This window comes from Cellulomonas sp. zg-ZUI22 (assembly GCF_017353535.1).
Lineage (GTDB): Bacteria > Actinomycetota > Actinomycetes > Actinomycetales > Cellulomonadaceae > Cellulomonas > Cellulomonas wangleii.
The window spans coordinates 1-19,652 of the sequence record NZ_JAFMUZ010000009.1; the positions used below are offsets into that span (position 1 = coordinate 1).

16 protein-coding genes and 1 tRNA gene are annotated in these 19,652 nt (G+C 75.4%); 10 read left to right on the forward strand and 7 right to left on the reverse strand.

Annotated features, from left to right (window positions below; translation table 11 throughout):
- Window positions 1–756: 756 nt before the first annotated feature.
- Both J1G43_RS17180 and J1G43_RS17185 read right to left on the reverse strand, forming a co-directional pair.
- Entirely contained in the window at window positions 757–3,522 is a 2,766-nt protein-coding gene (locus J1G43_RS17180) for a choice-of-anchor L domain-containing protein (protein WP_207341937.1), read from the reverse strand.
- A gap of 81 nt (window positions 3,523–3,603) precedes the next feature.
- Window positions 3,604–4,080: a hypothetical protein gene (locus J1G43_RS17185; RefSeq protein ID WP_207341936.1), complete on the reverse strand. Its 477-nt coding sequence runs from the start codon at window positions 4,078–4,080 to the stop codon at window positions 3,604–3,606.
- A gap of 256 nt (window positions 4,081–4,336) precedes the next feature.
- Here J1G43_RS17185 and J1G43_RS17190 point away from each other — a divergent pair, with 256 nt between their 5' ends.
- Entirely contained in the window at window positions 4,337–4,585 is a 249-nt protein-coding gene (locus J1G43_RS17190; RefSeq protein ID WP_207378926.1) for a hypothetical protein, read from the forward strand.
- Window positions 4,586–4,819: 234 nt separating this feature from the next.
- On the opposite strand, the gene J1G43_RS17195 is transcribed toward J1G43_RS17190, so the two are convergent.
- Window positions 4,820–4,906: transfer RNA gene (locus tag J1G43_RS17195), tRNA-Ser, on the reverse strand.
- An 84-nt stretch (window positions 4,907–4,990) separates the two neighbouring features.
- Between J1G43_RS17195 and J1G43_RS17200 the strand changes: the two genes are divergently transcribed.
- Complete coding sequence (locus tag J1G43_RS17200) at window positions 4,991–5,881, forward strand: Sir2 family NAD-dependent protein deacetylase (protein WP_207378927.1); 891 nt, start codon at window positions 4,991–4,993, stop codon at window positions 5,879–5,881.
- 52 nt (window positions 5,882–5,933) lie between these two features.
- Here J1G43_RS17200 and J1G43_RS17205 read toward each other — a convergent pair whose 3' ends face one another.
- Window positions 5,934–6,365, reverse strand: a complete 432-nt coding sequence (locus tag J1G43_RS17205; protein WP_207371187.1) for a nucleoside deaminase — start codon at window positions 6,363–6,365, stop codon at window positions 5,934–5,936.
- A gap of 330 nt (window positions 6,366–6,695) precedes the next feature.
- On the opposite strand from J1G43_RS17205, the gene upp reads away from it, so the two are divergent.
- A complete protein-coding gene (gene upp, locus J1G43_RS17210; RefSeq protein ID WP_207341933.1) occupies window positions 6,696–7,331 on the forward strand; it encodes a uracil phosphoribosyltransferase in 636 nt (211 codons plus the stop codon).
- A gap of 266 nt (window positions 7,332–7,597) precedes the next feature.
- Complete coding sequence (locus tag J1G43_RS17215) at window positions 7,598–7,981, forward strand: hypothetical protein (protein WP_207341932.1); 384 nt, start codon at window positions 7,598–7,600, stop codon at window positions 7,979–7,981.
- 218 nt (window positions 7,982–8,199) lie between these two features.
- Here the strand turns inward: J1G43_RS17215 and J1G43_RS17220 are convergent, their stop codons facing one another.
- A complete protein-coding gene (locus tag J1G43_RS17220; RefSeq protein ID WP_207378928.1) occupies window positions 8,200–12,279 on the reverse strand; it encodes a sigma-70 family RNA polymerase sigma factor in 4,080 nt (1,359 codons plus the stop codon).
- 300 nt (window positions 12,280–12,579) lie between these two features.
- On the opposite strand from J1G43_RS17220, the gene J1G43_RS17225 reads away from it, so the two are divergent.
- Both J1G43_RS17225 and J1G43_RS17230 read left to right on the forward strand, forming a co-directional pair.
- Window positions 12,580–13,404: a hypothetical protein gene (locus tag J1G43_RS17225; protein ID WP_207378929.1), complete on the forward strand. Its 825-nt coding sequence runs from the start codon at window positions 12,580–12,582 to the stop codon at window positions 13,402–13,404.
- 83 nt (window positions 13,405–13,487) lie between these two features.
- The gene (locus J1G43_RS17230; protein ID WP_207341929.1) at window positions 13,488–14,240 is read left to right on the forward strand and encodes a phosphotransferase; all 753 of its coding nucleotides are present in this window, start codon (window positions 13,488–13,490) and stop codon (window positions 14,238–14,240) included.
- A gap of 98 nt (window positions 14,241–14,338) precedes the next feature.
- Here J1G43_RS17230 and J1G43_RS17235 read toward each other — a convergent pair whose 3' ends face one another.
- The gene (locus J1G43_RS17235) at window positions 14,339–14,635 is read right to left on the reverse strand and encodes a DUF1540 domain-containing protein (protein WP_207341928.1); all 297 of its coding nucleotides are present in this window, start codon (window positions 14,633–14,635) and stop codon (window positions 14,339–14,341) included.
- 309 nt (window positions 14,636–14,944) lie between these two features.
- On the opposite strand from J1G43_RS17235, the gene J1G43_RS17240 reads away from it, so the two are divergent.
- Genes J1G43_RS17240 through J1G43_RS17255 form a run of 4 tightly spaced genes read left to right on the forward strand, consistent with a single transcriptional unit; the run spans window position 14,945 to window position 18,020 of the window.
- Window positions 14,945–15,790 carry a DUF4397 domain-containing protein gene (locus J1G43_RS17240; RefSeq protein WP_207341927.1) on the forward strand — a complete coding sequence of 282 codons (846 nt, stop codon included), beginning with the start codon at window positions 14,945–14,947 and terminating at the stop codon, window positions 15,788–15,790.
- 12 nt (window positions 15,791–15,802) lie between these two features.
- The gene (locus J1G43_RS17245) at window positions 15,803–16,540 is read left to right on the forward strand and encodes a class F sortase (protein WP_307859647.1); all 738 of its coding nucleotides are present in this window, start codon (window positions 15,803–15,805) and stop codon (window positions 16,538–16,540) included.
- A 57-nt stretch (window positions 16,541–16,597) separates the two neighbouring features.
- A complete protein-coding gene (locus J1G43_RS17250) occupies window positions 16,598–17,170 on the forward strand; it encodes an RNA polymerase sigma factor (RefSeq protein WP_207341926.1) in 573 nt (190 codons plus the stop codon).
- Window positions 17,154–18,020 (forward strand): anti-sigma factor, encoded by an 867-nt coding sequence (locus J1G43_RS17255; protein ID WP_242635964.1) that lies wholly within the window; start codon window positions 17,154–17,156, stop codon window positions 18,018–18,020. The genes J1G43_RS17250 and J1G43_RS17255 overlap by 17 nt, the downstream gene beginning before the upstream one ends.
- A 46-nt stretch (window positions 18,021–18,066) precedes the next feature.
- Here the strand turns inward: J1G43_RS17255 and J1G43_RS17260 are convergent, their stop codons facing one another.
- Window positions 18,067–19,644: a SulP family inorganic anion transporter gene (locus J1G43_RS17260; RefSeq protein ID WP_207378931.1), complete on the reverse strand. Its 1,578-nt coding sequence runs from the start codon at window positions 19,642–19,644 to the stop codon at window positions 18,067–18,069.
- Window positions 19,645–19,652: the final 8 nt, after the last annotated feature.

Below are 19,652 nucleotides of genomic sequence, written 5' to 3' on the forward strand. Positions count from 1 at the left end.
GACGACGAGCCGCCCGCGGCGCTGAGCCCGCCCACCGCAGCCTGACCTCGGCGACAACCCCGCACCCTCGACAAGCCCACGGCCCCAGGCCGGTGGGCCTGCCGTCATGTCCGGGCACCGTCGCCTGAGCGAGCCAACTCCGGCGCACGCCGATCGTCCAGCCACGAACGGCCCGAACGAGCCCAGCTGGAACGACTGAACCCCCCGCGAGGCGCCCTTCCGGGCCCCCGCGAGGGGTTCTGTCACTTCAAGGCACTGAGTTCCGTCAGTACCCCGCGGCGGGGTAGTGACACAACTGTCCTGACCTGGGCGAAGAGGGGGGCGGTCTCGACGCGGTCACACGGAACTCCTGGAGGTGCCCACACGGCGAGTCCTTGACCTGGTGAAACGCTGCTACGGGGCACCGTCAGACCTTCGGGCGCGACATACGCTCGATGGCGCCAGTTGCGTCGTGGAACGCGAGGCGTCGGGTCCCCCGCGCAGCTTGAGTGGCCCGGCGCGCGAAGACCCTCCGCAGCGGCTCCGCGCGTGGACACGACGGGGAGGTCCGCGCCTCGCACCTGAACCAGACCCGGCCTCGCTCGACCCGGCAGACCGTGACGCGATCGAGCAGTACCGACCCGCCGAGCTGCCCGACGCCGAGTGGGCAAGGTTACGGCGGTGCTCCGGCCTGACGGCGAGGCGGCCGCTTGCGGGGCGTACGTTGCGGGCGCCCGACGGGACGTGGTGGGGGTGCCACGTCCCGTCGGGCTGCTGTCAGTCGCGCACGTCGATGAGGACGCCCAGCGAGGGTGCAGGCGCGGCTCCGCCCGTCGTGTCAAGCAAGACCGCGGTCGGGACGTCCGGTCCGCCGCTCGCCGGGTCCCACACCTGGATGCGGGTCCGGGCGGGGAACCCGTCGACGAGCGTGATGCGCTGCCGGTAGCCCGAGCGGCCGTTGACCAGGACGCGGGACTCGATGACCGCGGTCGCCCCCGTGACGTCGAGGCGCTCGATGCGCTCGCCGACCACGGTGAGCTTCGCGTTGGTTGCGCGGACCAGGGACGCACCGAGCGGCCCGCTGTGCCCGGGCACGGTCCGTGCGTCCACGGCGACGTGCACGACGTCGGCGGTCCGGTTGCCGGTGGTGCGCAGAACGCCGGCAGCTGTGGCGCTGGCCCGTGAGGTGGTCGCGCCCTGGACGGTCACGGTGCCGGCCGGCGAGGTCGCGGTGCCGTCAGGTCCCACGACCGTCACGCTCACCTGGTAGGTGCCGGGTGTCGTGTACACGTGCGTGCCGGTGACGGCCGGTGCGTGCCCTGCGGTCACGACCCCGTCGCTGACGGCGCCGTCACCCCACGACCACTGCGCGGTCATGTTGCCGCCGTCGCCCTCGGTCACCGAGAAGGTGGCCGACGCCGCGACCTCGGTGCCCACGGTGACCGGGGAGGTGGGCAGCGTCGGTGCCGCGGTCACCTCCGGTGCACCTCCGACGACCTCAAGGTACGTCTCGTAGGTGGCCTCGGGCTCGGGGTCGACGGTCTCTTCGGGCAGGTCGACGATGGCGCCCGGCATGCCGATCGCGCCGCCGGTGAAGACGAGGTTGCGCCAGTCGTTGTGGCCGTGCAAGACGTCGAGCTCGCTGTCACGGTTGACGCTGGTGGACACGCTGGACTCCAGGTTGCCGTCGCAGTCCCAGTCGACCGGCTGGGACTTCGGCGCCGTCACGGGCTGGCCCTGCCCGTTGCAGTGGAACCTCGGACGCAGCCCGAGGTCTGCGGTGAGCCCGATGCCGACGTTCTCGTCGAGGTCGTGCTCGTCGAGGTCGGCCAGGCGGACGAAGGAGTAGTCGAACCTCGGGCCCGGGTAGCCGACGGGGAGCTTGAACTGGTGGTCGTAGTTCATGACCGACAGGTAGTTCGGCTTGCCGTTGACGTGGTCGCTGCCGCCGTGCCCGAGGCCGAGGTTGTGCCCGAGCTCGTGCATGAACGTGCCGGCCTGGTAGCCCCGGGAGATGTTGTTCCCGAGGCTGACGATGAAGTCGGAGCCGCCCTCGAGCACCCCGCGGGACCTGCCGCTGGGGTACCCCTGCCCTGCTGGCTTCTCCTCCATGCGGTGGACCCACAGGTTGTAGTGGAAGAGCGCGGCGCGTGCCGGGTCGAAGTTGTCCCGCTTGACGGCGTCGAATGCCCGCCAGCTGTAGCTGTTGGTCAGGAAGCCGCTGGACCCGAAGTGCTCGGTGTGCGGGATCTGGTCGGCCTGGCTCAGGGAGCCCCAGACCGCGCCGGGCTGGCCGTAGGTCAGGGGTGCGAACCGACCGTAGTCGACGTGCAGGTGGATCCCGGACCGCGCGAAGCTGTCGACGATGTCGGCGATCTCGGCCGGGTCGGGGGCGTGGGAGTGCGTGGCGTCGGACATGTAGTCGATCTCGACGAACACGTCCTTGGTGCGCGGGTCGGCGCCCATGGCCGGCAGGTCGACGAACCACTGCTCGCCGCCGACGGTCATGGCGAAGCCGTTCTCCTCCCATTCGTCGAGCAGCCCGTCGCCGTCGGAGTCCTCGGTGGACCCGAACCGGCACAGGGCGTCCTCGGAGAAGAAGACGTTGTCGATGAACGCGGCCGAGTCCAGCACGGAGTCGCCGAGGTCCTGGATGGTGAGGAACACCTTGACCTCACGCCCGCCGAGCACCGGCGTCGCCGACCGCAGCCGGGCGGTGGAGCCGTCGTAGGTGCTCGCGGTCGAGTCCTGCAGGTCGAATGAGGCGTTGACGGTCAGCGGGTTGCCCTGCGAGTCGCGTGCGAAGTTGCCCGGGGCGTCGACCGCCCCGTTGACGATCCACATGTCGCCGCTGCCGAACTGGGCGGTGAACGCGTCGTTGTACGAGCCGCCCACGAAGTCGGGGTACTCCTCGGACAGGAACGCGACGTCCATCGCGAGGCAGCGTGCGTCCTGCGGCGCCTGGAGCACGAGCTCGAGCTGGACCTTGTCGTTGCCCTGCTCGTTGTCGAGCCCGTCCAGGACGGTGCTCTCACCGCTAGGTACCGGCGGCAGCATCGCGCGCGAGGCGTCACCGGTGGACATCACGAGGAACGTCTCACCGCGGCTGGGGAACGGCAGCGGGTCGCCTGCGGCGGCAGCCTGCGCCCCGGGGTCGCCGGCGCCCATGGGCACGATCGGTCCGTCAGGGCCGGGATCCGGCGCCGAGATCGGCACGCCGTCGCTGACCGCGACACCGCGGGGGTCGGACTGCCCGATGGACGCGCTGACGAACCACGACGACGGGATGTCCAGGGCCGCAGCGATCTCGTCGTCCGACGGGGCGGCCGCGGCCGCAGCGCGTGCGGCGGGTCCGGCCGGCGCGGTATCGGGTGCCGGGCGGGCCGGTGCCTGGTCCTGCGGCGGTGTCGGGTCGCTGACGGGCAGTGCCGGGTACCCGGGCGCGGGTGCCGGGTCGAGCGTCGCTGCGCCGGCGGGCAGCGCGGACAGCAGGACTGCGAGCGTGGCCGAGGTGGCCACGGCGAGCCATGGTCGTGCGGGCATGCTGGTTCCTCTCGTGGGCGTGCGTCACCCACCGGGCAGGTGCCGGTCGGGTCGGTGCGGGTGAGGCTGGCCGGTGGGGTGTCAGTCCTGGCGTGGTGTGGCCGCCGGCGGCGGGTCGCACACGAACGTGGGGCACAGCTCGCTCTCGCCGCCGCACTCGGGCACGACGAACGTCACCCAGTACTCGTAGGCGACCCCGGGCTGCTCGGCCGGCTGGGTGTCGACGTAGGTGAAGTTGTCGTCGAGGCGCTCGACCTGCTCGACGCGCTGCCACGCGGTGGTGCCGGCGGGACGGCGGTAGACCACGAACGGCTCCGGTACGCCGATCGTCTGTGAGGAGTCCCAGGTGACGAGCACCCCGTCGGGGGTCTGCTCGGCATGGACCCAGTTGACCTGGTGGACGGTGGCGCAGTAGTCCTCGAACGTCGCCTCTTCGTCGTCGCTCGGGGCGGCGACAGGTGTGTGCGTGTCGGGGGCGTCCGCGGTGTTGGCTGGCCCGCAGGCAGCCATGGTGAGGACGACGAGCATCGCGAGCGCGGTGCTGACTGCTGCCCGCACGCTGCCCGCTTTCTCCGCTGCTGCACTGTCGCTGGACGGTAGACCGGCCCGGTGGGCCGGGTCTGGCGTTTCGGGCTGAACCACTCGAACAGCGCAGTACACGACGATCGCGAGGTAGGGATGTGTCCGCGTACGCGAGGCGCACGCCGGGAGCGTTCCTGGCTGGGCGGCCGCAGATGCCCGTTCGACAGCTGCCGACGGGGTGGTGACACCACCGTCCGATCTGGGCCGCGACGCGGCTGTCCGGACACGTGAGGTGCTCGACCAGGAGCAGCTCGTGTCCTGGGGCTGGATCCGCCTCGTCGGGCTGGCCGCCACCGCGATCATGACCGCCTTCGCGATCGTGCACTACAACCTGCGCATGGTCCGCACGTGGGCCAAGCGCACCGGGTTCCAGAGCGACGACATCCTGCTCGCGCGCGACCGCGCCATCGCCGGCTACGAGGAGATCCCCCTCGAGGACGACGAGCCGCCCGCGGCGCTGAGCCCGCCCACCGCAGCCTGACCTCGGCGACAACCCCGCACCCTCGACAAGCCCACGGCCCCAGGCCGGTGGGCCTGCCGTCATGTCCGGGCACCGTCGCCTGAGCGAGCCAACTCCGGCGCACGCCGATCGTCCAGCCACGAACGGCCCGAACGAGCCCAGCTGGAACGACTGAACCCCCCGCGAGGCGCCCTTCCGGGCCCCCGCGAGGGGTTCTGTCACTTCAAGGCACTGAGTTCCGTCAGTACCCCGCGGCGGTAGCGGTGGGATTTGAACCCACGGTGGACTTTCACCCACACACGCTTTCGAGGCGTGCTCCTTAGGCCGCTCGGACACGCTACCTCGGGGGGTCACAGTACCCGGTCGGCGCCGTCGGTCCCAATCCGCGCCCGGGCCGCTCACAGCGAGCCGTCGTACCGTGGCCCGGTGAGCACGTCGCAGGCAGCCCCCGTCACCTCGGGGTCGCTCGCAGACGTCGTCGCGCTGCTCACGGGCCACCGGCTGACGGTGCTGACGGGCGCGGGCGTCTCGACCGACTCCGGGATCCCCGACTACCGCGGACCGGACTCGCCGCCGCGCACGCCGATGACGTTCCAGCAGTTCGTCGGCGACGAGGCGTTCCGGCGGCACTACTGGGCCCGCAACCACGTGGGGTGGCGGCACGTGCACCGGACGCGGCCCAACGCGGGTCACCGCGCGCTGGCGGCGATGGAGCAGCGGGGCGTCGTGCACGGCGTCATCACGCAGAACGTGGACCTGCTGCACGAGGCCGCGGGCTCCCGCCACGTCATCGACCTGCACGGCCGGTACGACCGGGTGGTGTGCCTGCGGTGCCACCGCGTGGTGCCGCGTGCCGCCCTGGCGGACCGGCTGGAGGCGCTCAACCCGGGGTTCGTCGAGCGGGTGGGGCAGGTGGCGGACGTGGAGATCGCGCCCGACGCGGACGCCGTCGTCGAGCAGACCGCCGACTTCCGCGTGCAGGACTGCTGGCAGCCGGACCTCGAGGACGCCGCGCAGGAGTGCGGCGGCATGCTCAAGCCGGACATCGTGTACTTCGGGGAGACGGTGCCGCGCGAGCGGGTCGAGCGGGCGTACGCGATGGTCGACGCCGCCGACGCCCTGCTGGTGGCGGGGTCGTCGCTCACCGTGCAGTCGGGGCGACGGTTCGTCCGGCACGCTGCGCTGGCCGGCAAGCCCGTCGTCGTCGTGAACCGCGGGGCGACCCGCGGCGACCGGTACGCCACCGTCACCGTGGACGCGGGCACCAGCGAGACGCTGTCCGCGCTGGCCGAGGTCCTGCCGACGCCGCAGCACTGAGGCTCGGGGCACCGCTCACGCGACACCGACGCCGCCAGGGCCCGGCTCCCCGTCAGCGGTGCGGGGCGAAGAAGTCCCGCAGCATCGCCGCGGACTCCGCGGCCCGCACCCCGGCGACCACCTCGACGCGGTGCGGCGAGCGGCGGTCCCGCACGACGTCCCACTGCGAGCCGCACGCGCCGGCCTTCTCGTCCCACGCGCCCAGCACCAGGCGCGGCACGCGCGCCTGCAGCACCGCACCCGCACACATCAGGCAGGGCTCCAGGGTCACGACGAGCGTGCACCCGTCGAGCCGCCACCGGCCCAGCGCCTCGGCGGCCTGCCGCATCGCGACGATCTCCGCGTGGCCCGTCGGGTCGCCGTCGACCTCGCGCGTGTTGCGCCCGCGGCCGACGACCGCGCCGTCGGGACCCAGCACGACCGCACCCACGGGCACGTCGTCGCCGGCCAGCGCCGCGCGGGCCTCCGCGAGCGCGAGGTCCATCGCCGCCTCGTCGGCCGGCGTCGCCCAGGCGGAGCGCTCACCGACGACGACCCGCGGCGGGTCGGCCACCTCCCGGACCGGCGGCCCGGCGGGCCCGCTGACGGCGGTACCCGGCTCGGCCGCACCCTGCGTCGGCTCCCCCACAGCACCTCCCCCGTCGTCGTCCGGCTCCGCGTCGCCCGTCGCCGCCCTGCTCCGCGTCGCCCGCTCGGCGGACCGGGCCGCACACGCCGCGGCGTGACGGACCGGACAGCCCGTCCCCGCGTGCGCCGCACGCCCCCGACCACCGTCCCGGGCGGACGGGGGCATCCTCGCACTACCCTGACGTCCATGCGCCTGCACGTCGCCGACCACCCGCTCGTCGCCCACAAGCTGGCGGTCCTCCGGGACGCGGAGACCCCCAGCCCGACGTTCCGTCAGCTCGTCGACGAGCTGGTGACGCTCCTCGCCTACGAGGCGACGCGCCACGTCCGGACGCGTGACGTCGAGGTGGTGACGCCCGTCGCCGCGACGACCGGCAAGAAGCTCGCCCACCCCAACCCGATCGTCGTGCCGATCCTGCGCGCCGGCCTGGGCATGCTCGAGGGCATGACCCGCCTGCTGCCCACGGCGGAGGTCGGGTTCCTGGGTCTGCAGCGCGACGAGGAGACCCTCGAGGCGATCACGTACGCCAACCGCCTGCCCGACGACCTCACGGGCCGGCAGTGCTTCCTGCTCGACCCGATGCTCGCGACCGGCGGCACGCTGGTCGCGTCGATCGACTACCTGCTGCAGCGCGGGGCGCGGGACGTCACCGCCGTCTGCCTCATCGCGGCGCCCGAGGGCATCAAGGTCGTCGAGGAGTTCGTCGGGGACCGCGCGGACGTCCAGGTGGTCGTCGCCGCCGTCGACGAGCGGCTCGACGAGCACGCGTACATCGTCCCGGGCCTGGGCGACGCGGGCGACCGGCTGTACGGGATCGTCTGACCTGCGAGGTGCTCGTCCGTCGGGTGGCCGGTCCCACGGCCTGAGACGACGCCGATAACTCCTTGGGGTGACACGGACCGCCGTGCCACGATCGTCCGGTGAGTCCCGAGATGTCCCTGGTGTGCGCCCGTCATGGCTGCTGCGTACCTGCGTCCGGGTGGTATCCGCGCTGGTGTCGGGTCTGACCCGCTCCCACCCGGACCGCCCGTCCAGCCCGCAGCCTCTCGCCGGCCCCGCCGCCGGCCGCCCGCACCCGGAGACCTCCCATGACCACACCCGCTCGGCTGCGCCGCCCGCGCAGCGCTCACCCACCGCTCGCGCGTGAGACCGCCCCCCTGGCGCCCGCGCCCGCCGGCCCTCGCGCCGGCTTCGTGCTCTACGTGAGCCTCCCCCAGGACGGCGCCGACACGGGCACGACCCCGCGCCCCGGCGCCGCGGAGATCGCGGAGACCGCCGACCTGCTGCGCGAGCTCGCGCAGGAGGCGCTGCCCGGTGCCGACACGTTCGCGGCGCTGTCGCTGGTGCCCGGCACCGCGGGCGACGTGCGCAGCCTCGGCGAGCGCATCACGCACCTGCGCCTGCTCGAGCCGGTGCCCGACACCGACCCGGGCACCCCTGACGTCCTCACCGGCTCGGGGGACGCCGGCTGAGGACTCGCGCTGCCGGGCCGGGCCCGGATCGGGGGACCCGCCCGGCCCGGCAGCGCACCCTTCCCCGCCGCCACCGGTGGCGTGCCGCGTCGCGTGGACGTGGTGCCGTGGCGGCCGCCCGGCGCGCGAGCGACCGAGGCCCTGCGACGAGCGGTCGACGACCCGGCCCGCGACCTCCGCCCGTCCCGTCAGGACTCTGCGGCGTCAGGACTGCGGCGTCAGGACTGCGGCGCCTGCAGCGACGGCGGCGCGGCCGTCCGCACGGTGACGACCCCGATCAGGTACTGGTCACCCGCGGTGCTCGGTGTCAGCGTCCCGACGCCCGTCGGCAACGTGACCTCCTCGAACCCCTTGGCGTCGACGCCCAGGGAGTTGGGGTGGGCCCACCCGGTGGCGGTGGAGTCGAACGCGTTGCCGGCCGACCCGCCGCCGACCGTCGCGGTGCCGTCCCACCGCAGCGGGCGCAGGGGGCCGACGCCCGACAGGGTCATCCGGTCGTTCGACGCGGCACGGTCACCTTCCCAGGCGACCACGCCGATGCGGGTGCGGGCGCCCGCCTCACCGACGAACGCGAAGGCGGGGGCGGCGGTGGACGTCCCGGTCCAGGCGCCACCCTGGTGGACGGTGACGGCCGAGGCACCGGGTGACCCGGCAGCGGCGGGCGTCCCGTGCACCACCACGAGCGACCAGCCCGCGTAGTACGTGGGGTCGCGGTCGGAGCGGCCGGCGCTCACGGCGGCGTCGGCCAGCGCCCACGTCCCGGCGCCGCCGCGTGCCACGAGGTCCGTGACGTCCACGGCCGCCTGGTAGTACTGCCGCCCGCTGCTGTCGGCCACGTCGACCACCGAGCCGGCGGTGACGTCCGTCCACGTGCCGTCGGGGCTGCGCAGGCGCGCGGTGCTGCGGTCGCCGCTCCAGGCGTCGGCGGGCCCGCGCACGGCCGACCAGTACAGCCCCGCCCACACCACGGGCCGACCGCCGGGCACGGTCAGGCGGGTCGACGACGAGACGGGCACGGCGGCGCGCGCGCCGGACGGCGGCGGCACCAGGTCCAGGGGACGCATGTCGAGCCCGTTGTTGTCGCGGTCCTGCCGGACGGCCGGGCACGTCCCGCCGTACGCGCCGACGCACTGCAGCAGCGGTGCGCCGACCTCGGTGACGTCGAGGTCGCCGACGCCCGACCACACCGGGGTGAGGTTGCCCGACGCGACCACGACCTGCGCGGACGTCGTGACGGCCTGCGCGCCCGTCGCGGTCACGCGCACGTCGACCGTGCCGCGCACGGCACCGGCGGCCCGCACCTGCAGCTGCACGGGGACGGACACGCCCGCGACCAGCCCGCCCAGCGGGCACGTGACGACCGACCCGGCCGCGGCGCACCCGACGGTCTGCGGGCCCGCGGCCGTCGGGTCGTGCGTGATGCCCGGCGGCAGGGTCACGGTCGCCACCACCCCGGCGGCGTCGGCCGCGGACCGCCCGTCGACGCGCGAGCCCGCGACAGCCGCGACGAACGCCACGGTGCCGCCGCGCCTCGCGTCGACGACAGCCGCCGCGTCGGTCACGGCCAGGACCGGCTCGATCGCGGTGACGTCCACCTCTGCGGGCACCGCGGGGACGTCCGCGTCGGGGGCGCTCACGCGGGCGGTGGCCGCACCGAGTGCGCCGACGCTGCCGGCGGCGGCCGTGACCCGCGCCGTGACGCTGCTGCGGGCGCCGGGCGCCAGGTCGGTGGTGCAGGTCGCGGTGGCGCCGGCCGGCGCGCAGGCCCAGCCCTCGCCGGCGGCGTCCTCGACGGTCGCGCCCGTGGGCACCGTGAGCTGCAGCGAGGTCCCCGCCGCGGCCAGGTCACCGGTGTTGGCGACGGTGACGCCCAGGTCGACGGGGGTGCCGGGGGCGACGTCGAGCGCGGCCGGCGCCTCGACGCCGAGCACGGGGGGCCGCACGAGGGACGAGGTCACCACGTGCGTCTCGGAGGACCGGTGCCCGGCCGGGGACAGCCGCACGTGCAGCGTGCCGCTGCCCGTCGCGGCACCGGAGGGGCTCGTCAGGGTCAGGGTGAGCGTCGAGCGCTCGAACGGTGCGAGACCGGCGTGACGGCACACCGTCGGGCCGTCCTGCCCGGCGGCGCACGACCACGGCGCGGCGGCCGTGGCGCTGACGCCCGGCGGCAGGGTCAGCTCGGCGAGCGCCGGGGCGGTCGCCGTGACGGCCGTGCCGCCCGCGTTGCGCACGGGCACCGTCAGGGTGCGCGCGCGGCCGGTGACCAGCTGCACCTCGGTGGGGACCGGACCGTCGAACGCCAGTCGTGCCGGGGAGGCCGCGACCCGCACGCGCACCGGCTCGGGCTCCCAGGTGCGCCCGTCGCCGGTGATCCGCATGCGCACGGCCTCGTCGCCGGAGGTGCTGACCCAGCCCTCGTCGACGTTCACCCGCAGCGCGAGGACGGCACCGCGGCCGGGGTCGAGCCCGGGCAGGGTGCACGACGCGGCGGCGCCGTCGCCGTCGCGGTCCACGCACGTCCACCCGACGGGCTCGGCCGCCGCGACCGGGCCGAACCCGAAGCCGGGCGACGCGAGCGCGCCCGCCTGGAACGTCACGCCGGCGGGCAGCTCGACCTCCGCCACGAGCGCCGCCGCGGGCAGCCCGCCGGCGTTGCGCACCGTCAGCTCGATGGCCTGCCCCGCGACACCGGCCGCCAGGTCGATCCCGCCCTCCGGGACGACGACGACGACGTCGGCGGGGCCCGGCGGCGGGGGCTGCTCGGGGTCGGGGTCGGGGTCGGGTGCAGGTCCGGGGCCGGGCTCCGGCTCGGCACCCGGGGCCGGACCGGCAGGCGGCGCGAGGACGGGGCGTGAACCCGGCGGGGTCACCGGCGCCGGGGCGCCCGGCGGTGCGGCGGCAGGTCCGCGGCCCGGGACGGTGCCGTCGCGGCCGTCCGGCGAGGCGTCGTCCGGCGAGGCGTCGTCCGGGGTGCCGTCGTCCGTGTCGGGCGTCGGGTCGGACGTCGGCACCGGCGCCGGCGTGCTCGAGGACGTCGCGCGGGGCGCCGGTGCCGTCGGGCGGGTCTCGGCGGCACCGGACACGCTCGGCGTGGGGTCGGCCAGCACGTCCGGGCCGTTCACGAGCAGCACGGCCGCGGCGACCACGACCGTGACGACGAGCGCCGCGGCCGCCACGAGGGCCACCGCGCCGGCCGAGACGCCGCCCAGCAGCCCGGCCGCACCGGTGGCGGCCGTCGCGGCGGTCGCGCCGCCGACCGCTGCCGACGCGCCGGTGACGGTGCCCACGGCACCCGTCGCCGCGACACCGCCCGCCCCGGCACCGACCGCACCCGCACCACCCGACCCGACGGCACCCGCACCGGCACCGCCGGCACCCGCACCTCCCGAGCCCGCACCACCGGAGGCCCCGGCACCCGAGCCCGCCGACCCGGCACCCCCCGACGCCCCGGCGCCCCCGGCCTGACCCAGCGCCGCTGCGCCGGCCGCGAGGCCCCCGCCGACCGGCAGGTCGTGCGCGAGCGCGCCGAGCCCGAGCAGCCCCAGCACCAGCGGCGCCACGACGGCCCGCATCCCGTGGTTGACGTCCCGGAGCTCCAGGACCAGCGCGCGGCACTCCCCGCACTCGTCCAGGTGCGTCTCGACCTGCCGGGTGTCCCGCGCCGCCAGCCCGCCGCGCACGTGCGCACCGAGCTTGCCGGCGACCGACCGGCAGCCCTCGTCCAGCGGGTCCTGCAGGTGGTGCTGCAGGTAGGCCTGGCGCAGACCCTCGCGGGCGCGGTAGGCCAGTGCAGCGGTGCTGTTGGCGCTCAGTCCGACGATGGGGGCGATCTGGGCGGGCGTCAGCCCTTCGACCTCGCTGTGCCAGAGCACCTCGCGCCAGCGCTCGGGCAGGGAGCGGAACGCACGGGCGACGACGCCGCGCTCGAAGCCCGCCAGCGTCGGCTCCTCGGCGGCGGCGACGGGCGCGGAGGCGGTCTCGAGCGTCGCGACGTCGTCGGTGGGCTGGGCGCGCCGCCCGGCCGTGCGCTGCACCGCCGCCACGCGGCGCACCACGGTGAAGAGGTAGGCGCGGAACGCCGCGTCGGGCCCGTGGCCGCCGAGCAGCGCCCGGTGGACGTTGGCGAAGGCGTCCGCGACGACATCCTCGGCGTCCGGGGTGGAGTCCGTGTACTGCCGCGCCACGACGAGCGCGGCACCGGCGTGGCGCTCGTAGAGGCGACCGAAGGCGGCCGAGTCACCCGTACGGGTGGCGCGCAGCAACGCGGCGTCGTCCTCGACGACGTCGCTGTCGCTCATGCCTGCCGCCACGCCGGGTCCCCGTCACGTCTGCCGGTGGGCCGCCGCCTGCGTGCGGCCTCGCCGCTACAGGGTGCCATACCCGACCGATCGGACGAACAGGATGACGCGGGTCGGACGTGCGGGACGAATCGTGCGCTGTCGCAGGTCGCAGGCCCGAAAGGCCGTCCGCCGTGCCGCTCGCGGCGCCCCTGCTCTGCACACCTCGCGGGCGCGGCCGACCGGGTGATCCTGGGGGCCGACCGGGTGAAACCACCCACACCCGCGTCATGATCCGTCCCGGCGTCCCTCTCCTCAGGCGTGACGACCGACATCGGCAAGGACGGGCACGCCCTGCCCGAGGGGCTGCGGGAGCGTTGGCGGGAGGAGAGCGTCGCCTCGGTGTGGCGGCGCCCCTCCGACTGGTACCACCCGGCGGTGGACGCGCTGGCCGTCGCCGTGCTCGCCGACGACGACCCGTCGCGCCCCGCGTGGGCGCTGGGCCGCGCCCGCGGGGAGCACGGCGTGGGCATCGGGGAGACGCTCGACGACCTGGTCTGCCTCTACCGCTCGACGGGGCGTCCCGTGCCCCCGCTCGACGCGGTGCGCGCGCTCAACGAGGGCTGGTCGGACGCGCAGGCCGCGCTCGTGACCGCCGGCGCGTGCGTGGACCCGGAGACCGGGCTGCCGACCCAGCAGTACCTCGCCGTGCGCCTGGCCGAGACGTACCTGGTGGCGGAGCAGGACGACGTGGACCCGGCCGTGCACCACGGGCTCACCGTGGTCGACGTCGCTGCCGGGCACGTCACCGGGCTGATGCGTGCGGCCCGGTCCGCGGCCGTGGGAGCGGCGCTGCGCACGACGTTCGGCACCGGGTACCCCATGGCCACGCTGGGGGGCGGGGTGTTCGTGGTGCTCACGCGCACCGACGACGGCATGGACGCGCGCCTGGCCGAGCTGCGCGCGGACATCGCCGGGCGGTGCGCGGACATCGACGTGCGGATCTCGGTGCGTCAGCCCGTGCGCGTGTGGGTGGAGCCGCTGCCGGAGACGCACGCGGAGGCCGTCCAACGGCTGTCGCACCTGGCCAGGCCCGAGCCGTGGGCGGGCATCCCGCGTCCTGCCGGGCCGCCCGAGGGCCACTGACCCGCGCTCACCGCCGGGCCGCGAAGCGCCCGATCTCGCCCACCCCGAGACAGATCGGGGCGAACGGCGTTACCGTCGATCTCATGGCTCCCGCCGACGTGGTCCCGCAGGGCGAGGCGCCGCCGGCCGAGGTCCCAGGACCGCTGCTCACCTCCGGCACCTCGGCCGACGTGTACGCGCTCGACGACGGCCGCGTGCTGCGCCGCTACCGCGAGGGCCGGGACGCGGGACCCGAGGTCGAGCTGCTGCGCCACGTGCGGCAGCACGCCTACCCGGCCCCTGAGGTGCTCGACGCCGCCGGCTCGGACATCGTCATGACCCGGCTGCACGGCCCCACGCTGCTGCAGGCACTGGGCGCGGGCGAGATCTCGATCGCCGGCGCCGCGCAGGTGCTCACCGATCTGCACGCCCGCCTGCACCTCGTGCCGTCCCCCCGCTCCTGGCAGGTGCCGTCCGACCACGACTGGCAGACCCTGAGCGGCGGGCCGGTGGTCGTCCACCTGGACCTGCACCCCGGCAACGTCATCCTCACCGAGGCCGGTCCCGGGGTCCTGGACTGGGCGAACGCCCGGACCGGGACGGCCGAGCTGGACGTCGCGCTGACCGCGGTCCTCATCGCCGAGGTCGCCGTCGACGCGGGCGGGGACTACTCGCAGGCGGCCCGTGCCCTGCTCGCCGCGTTCCTGCACTCCAGCCAGGTGTCACCGCTGACCGCCCTGGACGACGCGGCGGCCCTGCGCTCGACCGCACCGTTGCTGCTGCCCGGCGAGCGTGAGCTGGTGCCCGCCGCCGCCGCCCTGGTGCGCACGATGGTGGAGCTCACGTCGAACCCCTGACGGCCCGCGCACGACGACGGCCGCACCCGTCGGACGGGTGCGGCCGTCGTGCGTCGTCCGGCCGCGCAGTGGTCGGCGCGGGTGGTCGGCGCGGGTGGTCAGCGCGGCACGTAGGTGAGGCAGTCGGCCAGGTCGTGGCCGGCGCCGATGCGGACCGACGGGGCGCCGCACTCCAGGTGCGCGTTGTGCGAGCAGTCCTGGCGCTGGCAGGCGCCGACGTGCGAGACGACGCGGTCCAGGCCGCCCTTGACGCCCAGCGGGATGAAGGTGGCGCACTGCGCGTCGCCGGTGCCGCCGATGGTCACGGCGGCGGCGTGGCAGGACGAGTGGTCGTTGTACGAACAGCCGGCGACCGAGCACTCGGCCACGGCGGGAAGCTCTGCGAGGGTGCTCATGACGACCTCCGGGGGGTGGGACGTGCGGGGTGCACTCCTCGACGCTAGACCCGCCCGGGCCACCCCGCCAGCAAGGCAGGCCAGGCTTACCCGCAGGTCAGAGGCCCTTTTTACGCAACGAGGCTGTTGCGCAAACGGCGTCGAGGCAGGTCACGCCCCCGCTGGGACGGCCCCTGACGGACGGCCGCGCGCGACGTCGTCGGAAGAAAGTTCGTCCCGGGTGCATCCGGGAGGCGTCCGCCGGGGGAAGTAGGGGTGTCAGCACGTCCCCGCCCGCCGCCACGCGGGCCCGTTGGAAGGACTCCCCCGATGCGCGCACGACTCCTCACCGGCACGGCTGCCGGTGCCCTGGCCCTCGGCCTCCTCACCTCGATCGCTGCGCTCCCCGCCACGGCGGCGACCGGCAGCACCGCCAAGCTCTCGGTGCTGCACGGGGTCCCCGACCTGACGGTGGACGTGTGGGTGAACGGCGAGCGGACGCTCGACGACTTCACGCCCGGCACGCTCGCCGGTCCGCTGGACCTGCCCGCCGGCACGTACACCGTGGCGATCACCGCCGCCGACGCGGCCGACGCCTCCTCCCCCGCCATCGGCCCGGTGGACCTGACCCTGGAGGGCGGCGGCGACTACACGGCCGTGGCCCACCTCAACGAGTCCGGCACCCCCACCGCCACGCTGTTCACCAACGACACCGCCGCCACCGCTGCGGGCCAGGGCCGGCTCACGGTCCGGCACGTGGCCGCCGCCCCCGCGGTCGACGTCCTCGCCGGCGGTCAGCCCGTCATCACCAACCTGACCAACCCGAACGAGAAGAGCCTGGACCTGCCGGCCGGCACGGTCTCGGCGACGGTCGTCGCGGCCGGGACCACGGAGCCGGCGGTGCTCGGCCCGGCGGACGTCCCCGTCACCGAGGGCGCCCTGACCATCGTGTACGCGTGGGGCTCGCTCGAGGCGGGGAACCTCGCGCTCGCCACGCAGACGGTGACCGGGCTGCACTCCAACCCGTCGGGCGTCCAGGCGGGCCAGGTCGGCCTCGCGGCGGACGAGTCCTCGCCCGTGCTGCCCGTCGCACTGACGATGCTCGTCGTCGCCGGCGTGACCGGTCTGGCCGTGGCCGGGCGTCAGGTGGCCCGTCGCGCGACCGTGCGTCGCTGACCCGGGAGCACCGTGAACCACCTCGTGCCCGACGGCCGGCCAGCCCCTGCCGGCCGGCCGCCGGGCGCGGCGACCGCCCGCCGCCGCGTGCGCTCGGCGTGCGCGGCGGCGCTGGCCGTCGTCGCCCTGGTGGGCGCGTGCGGGACGTCGGAGGGGAACGCCTCCGCACCGACGCCCACCGCCGGCGCACCGGCCGCCACGCCGACGGCGGGCCCCCCGGCTGCGGGGCCCGCCGTCCCTGACGTGCCGGTGCAGGACGCGGGCCTGGCCTCGCTGCCCGTCGCGGCCCCGGCCCCCGTCCGGCTGGTCGTGCCGGACCTGGGCCTGGACATGCCGATCGACGCGGTGGGCGTGGCGCAGGACGGCACCATGGAGATCCCGCAGGACGCGGACCGGGCCGGCTGGTACCGGTTCGGCCCGTCGCCCGCGGACCCCGCCGGGGCCACGGTCGTCGCGGCGCACGTGGACTCCTGGACCACCGGGATCGGCCCGTTCTCCGAGCTGCGCACGGTCACTCCCGGGGCCCGCGTGGAGGTCACCACCGCGGACGGTGCCGTGCACGCGTACACCGTCCGGGAGGTCACCCAGGTGCCCAAGCAGGACGCGCCGGTCGAGCAGTGGTTCGATCGGGAGGGGAGCCCGCGTCTCGTCCTCGTCACCTGTGGAGGGGCGTTCGACCGCGAAGTGGGGCACTATGCCGACAACGTCGCGGTGACCGCCGACCCCGTCGTGGACGGCGCGGGTGGATGAGCGCCGTGGAGCGCACGCCGTGCGCGCGGTACCGGGGCAGGGACGGAAGGAGCGCGGGTGAGCACGTCGGCCACCGTGCCCGACGACGTGGAGGTGCTGGGACGCGCCTTCGCGGCGGGGGACGAGGCGGCCATCGGCGAGGCCTACCGCCGCTGGTCCGCGCTCGTCCACACGGTCGCCCTGCGCTCGCTCGGCGACCGGACGGATGCCGAGGACGTCACGCAGCAGGTGTTCGTGGAGGCCTGGCGCGGCCGGGCGCGGTTCGACCCGGACCGTGCCCGGCTGCCCGGCTGGCTGCTGGGCATCGCCCGGCACACGGTCGCGGACGCGCACGAGCGCCGCACCCGGGACCGCCGCGTGCGCGAGCAGCCCGAGGTCACGACCGACCCGGACCGCCTGCCCGCCGCGATGCTCGACCAGCGGGTCGTCGACCGGGTCGTCGTGGCCGACGCCCTCGACGACCTGGGTGACCCGCAGCGCACGATCCTGCGGCTCGCGTTCTTCGACGACCTGACGCACGACCAGATCGCCGACAGGCTGGGACTGCCGCTCGGGACGGTGAAGAGCCACGTGCGACGTAGCCTGGCCCGCCTACGGACCCGATGGGAGGTGGATGGTGCCGTCCGATGACCTGCACGTGGACGACGAGACGCTGGCCCTCCTCGCTCTCGGCGAGCGCGTGGGCACGCCGGGCGACCTCGACCACGTCGCCGCCTGCCCGCAGTGCGCCGACGAGGTCCAGGCGCTGCACGGCGTCGCGGACCTGGCGCGCGAGTCCGGCCCCGACCCGCACCTGGTGGCTCCCGGCCCGCAGGTGTGGGACCGCGTCGCGGCCGAGCTCGGCCTCGGGGAGCGCGCGCACGCCGCGGCACGCGGCGGGACGGTGGCCGGTACGCCGGACGCCGCGACGTCCGCCCCGGACGACGACCCCCTCCCGGAGGCCCGGGACGACGCACCCCGCTCCCTGCCGGGCGGACCGGCCGACGGGCCGTCGAGCGGCGAGCCAGACGGCCCGCCCGCCACGGTGACGCCGCTCGCGTCCCGCCGTCGTCCGCGGCCGGCGCGGATCGCGGTGGCCGCGGCCGTCGGGCTCGTGGTGGGGGGCGCCGGTGCGACCGCCTACCTGGAGCTGCGGCCCGAGCCGTCGACGGTCCTGGCGTCCGCCGTCCTCGAGCCGCTGCCGGGCTGGTCGGAGACCGGCACGGCGCAGGTGCGCACCGCACCCGACGGCACGCGCTCGCTCGTCGTCGACCTGGACGAGGCGCCGCAGGGCGAGGGGTTCCTCGAGGTGTGGCTGCTGCGCCCCGACGTCTCCGGCCTGATCAGCCTGGGAACGCTCGACGGCACGAGCGGCACGTTCGCGCTGCCGCCGGGTCTGGACCTGGCGGAGTACCCGGTGGTCGACGTCAGCGACGAGCCGCTGGACGGCGAGCCCGCGCACTCCGGGGTCTCCGTGGTGCGCGGCGCGCTCGACGCCTGAGCCGGCCGGCGCGCTCGACGCCTGAACCGGATCGCCGGGAGGCGCGTCAGCTCCCGGCGCCCAGGTTCCCGGCCAGGCGGGCGTGGCGCGCCTGGCTGGCGGCGTCCATGCCGACGATCGTCACGGACTTGCCCTTGAGCGCGTACTTGTGGGTGATGGCGTCGAGCGTGGCCACCGTGGAGGCGTCCCACACGTGCGCGCGGCTCATGTCGATGACGACCTCGTCCGGGTCGCCGGCGTAGTCGAACCGGTAGACCAGGTCGTTGGACGACGCGAAGAACAGCTCGCCGGCCACGGCGTAGACCGCGCGGCCTGCGTCGTCCGCGGCGAGGCGGGTCACGGTGGTCACGTGCGCGACCCGGCGCGCGAACAGGACCATGGCCAGCAGGACGCCGGCCAGCACGCCGTAGGCCAGGTTGTGCGTGGTGACGGTGACCACCACGGTCGTCAGCATCACGGCCGTCTCGGAGAGCGGCATGCGCCGCAGCGTGCGCGGGTGCACGGAGTGCCAGTCGAACGCGCCGACGGACACCATGACCATCACCGCGACCAGCGCCGCCATCGGGATGACCGCGACCACGTCGCCCAGCCCCACGACGAGGACCAGCAGGAACACCCCGGCCAGGAACGTGGAGATGCGGGTGCGGGCACCGGAGATCTTGACGTTCATCATCGTCTGGCCGATCACGGCGCACCCGCCCATGCCCCCGAACAGCCCGGTGACGATGTTGGCGCCGCCCTGGCCCCACGCCTCACGGGTCTTGTCCGAGTGCGTGTCCGTGATGTCGTCGACGAGCTTGGCGGTCAGCAGGGACTCCAGGAGCCCCACGAACGCCACGGCCACCGCGTAGGGCGCGATGGTCCGCAGGGTGTCCAGGGTCAGCGGCACGGCGGGCCACAGCAGCGACGGCAGGGACTCGGGCAGCGCGCCCTCGTCGCCGACGGTGGGCACGTCGAGGCCGGCGAGCACCGCGGCGCCCGTGAGCAGCACGACCGCGACGAGCGGGGCGGGGACCGCCGTCGTCCAGCGCGGCAGCAGCACGATGACGACGATGCCGGCCGCGACCAGCGGGTACACCAGCCAGGGCACGCCGGTGACGTGCGGGACCTGGGACATCAGGACCAGGAGCGCCAGCGCGTTGACGAAGCCGACCATCACCGAGCGCGGGATGAACCGCATGAGCCGCGCGACGCCCAGCAGGGCGAGCGCCACCTGGATGACCCCGGCCAGCACGATCGTCGCCATGAGGTGGTCGACGCCGTGCTCACGCGCGACCGGCGCGACGACCAGCGCGACCGCGCCCGTCGCGGCCGAGATCATCGCCGGGCGGCCCCCGAGGAACGCGATGGTCACCGCCATCGTGAACGACGCGAACAGCCCCACGCGCGGGTCGACGCCGGCGATGACGGAGAACGCGATCGCCTCCGGGATCAGCGCCAGGGCGACCACGAGCCCCGCGAGCACCTCCGTGCGCAGCCGGCGCGGGGACCGCAGGGCCGCGAGGACGGAGTGCGAGTCGTCGGCCTCGGGCGGGCCGGCGGCGGCCACGGGGACGCTCCCGGGGGCGGGGGCACCGTCGGCGGGACCGGTGGCGGGCGGGGGCGTGCGGGGGTCGTCAGGCATGCGGGCTT

Coding starts and splice junctions, on each gene's coding strand:
- J1G43_RS17180 (WP_207341937.1), bottom strand. CDS start 3,522: ATGCCCGCACGACCATGGCTCGCCGTGGCCACCTCGGCCACGCTCGCA.
- J1G43_RS17205 (WP_207371187.1), bottom strand. CDS start 6,365: ATGGACCTCGCGCTCGCGGAGGCCCGCGCGGCGCTGGCCGGCGACGAC.
- upp (WP_207341933.1), top strand. CDS start 6,696: ATGCGCCTGCACGTCGCCGACCACCCGCTCGTCGCCCACAAGCTGGCG.
- J1G43_RS17215 (WP_207341932.1), top strand. CDS start 7,598: ATGACCACACCCGCTCGGCTGCGCCGCCCGCGCAGCGCTCACCCACCG.
- J1G43_RS17220 (WP_207378928.1), bottom strand. CDS start 12,279: ATGAGCGACAGCGACGTCGTCGAGGACGACGCCGCGTTGCTGCGCGCC.
- J1G43_RS17230 (WP_207341929.1), top strand. CDS start 13,488: ATGGCTCCCGCCGACGTGGTCCCGCAGGGCGAGGCGCCGCCGGCCGAG.
- J1G43_RS17235 (WP_207341928.1), bottom strand. CDS start 14,635: ATGAGCACCCTCGCAGAGCTTCCCGCCGTGGCCGAGTGCTCGGTCGCC.
- J1G43_RS17240 (WP_207341927.1), top strand. CDS start 14,945: ATGCGCGCACGACTCCTCACCGGCACGGCTGCCGGTGCCCTGGCCCTC.
- J1G43_RS17255 (WP_242635964.1), top strand. CDS start 17,154: ATGGTGCCGTCCGATGACCTGCACGTGGACGACGAGACGCTGGCCCTC.
- J1G43_RS17260 (WP_207378931.1), bottom strand. CDS start 19,644: ATGCCTGACGACCCCCGCACGCCCCCGCCCGCCACCGGTCCCGCCGAC.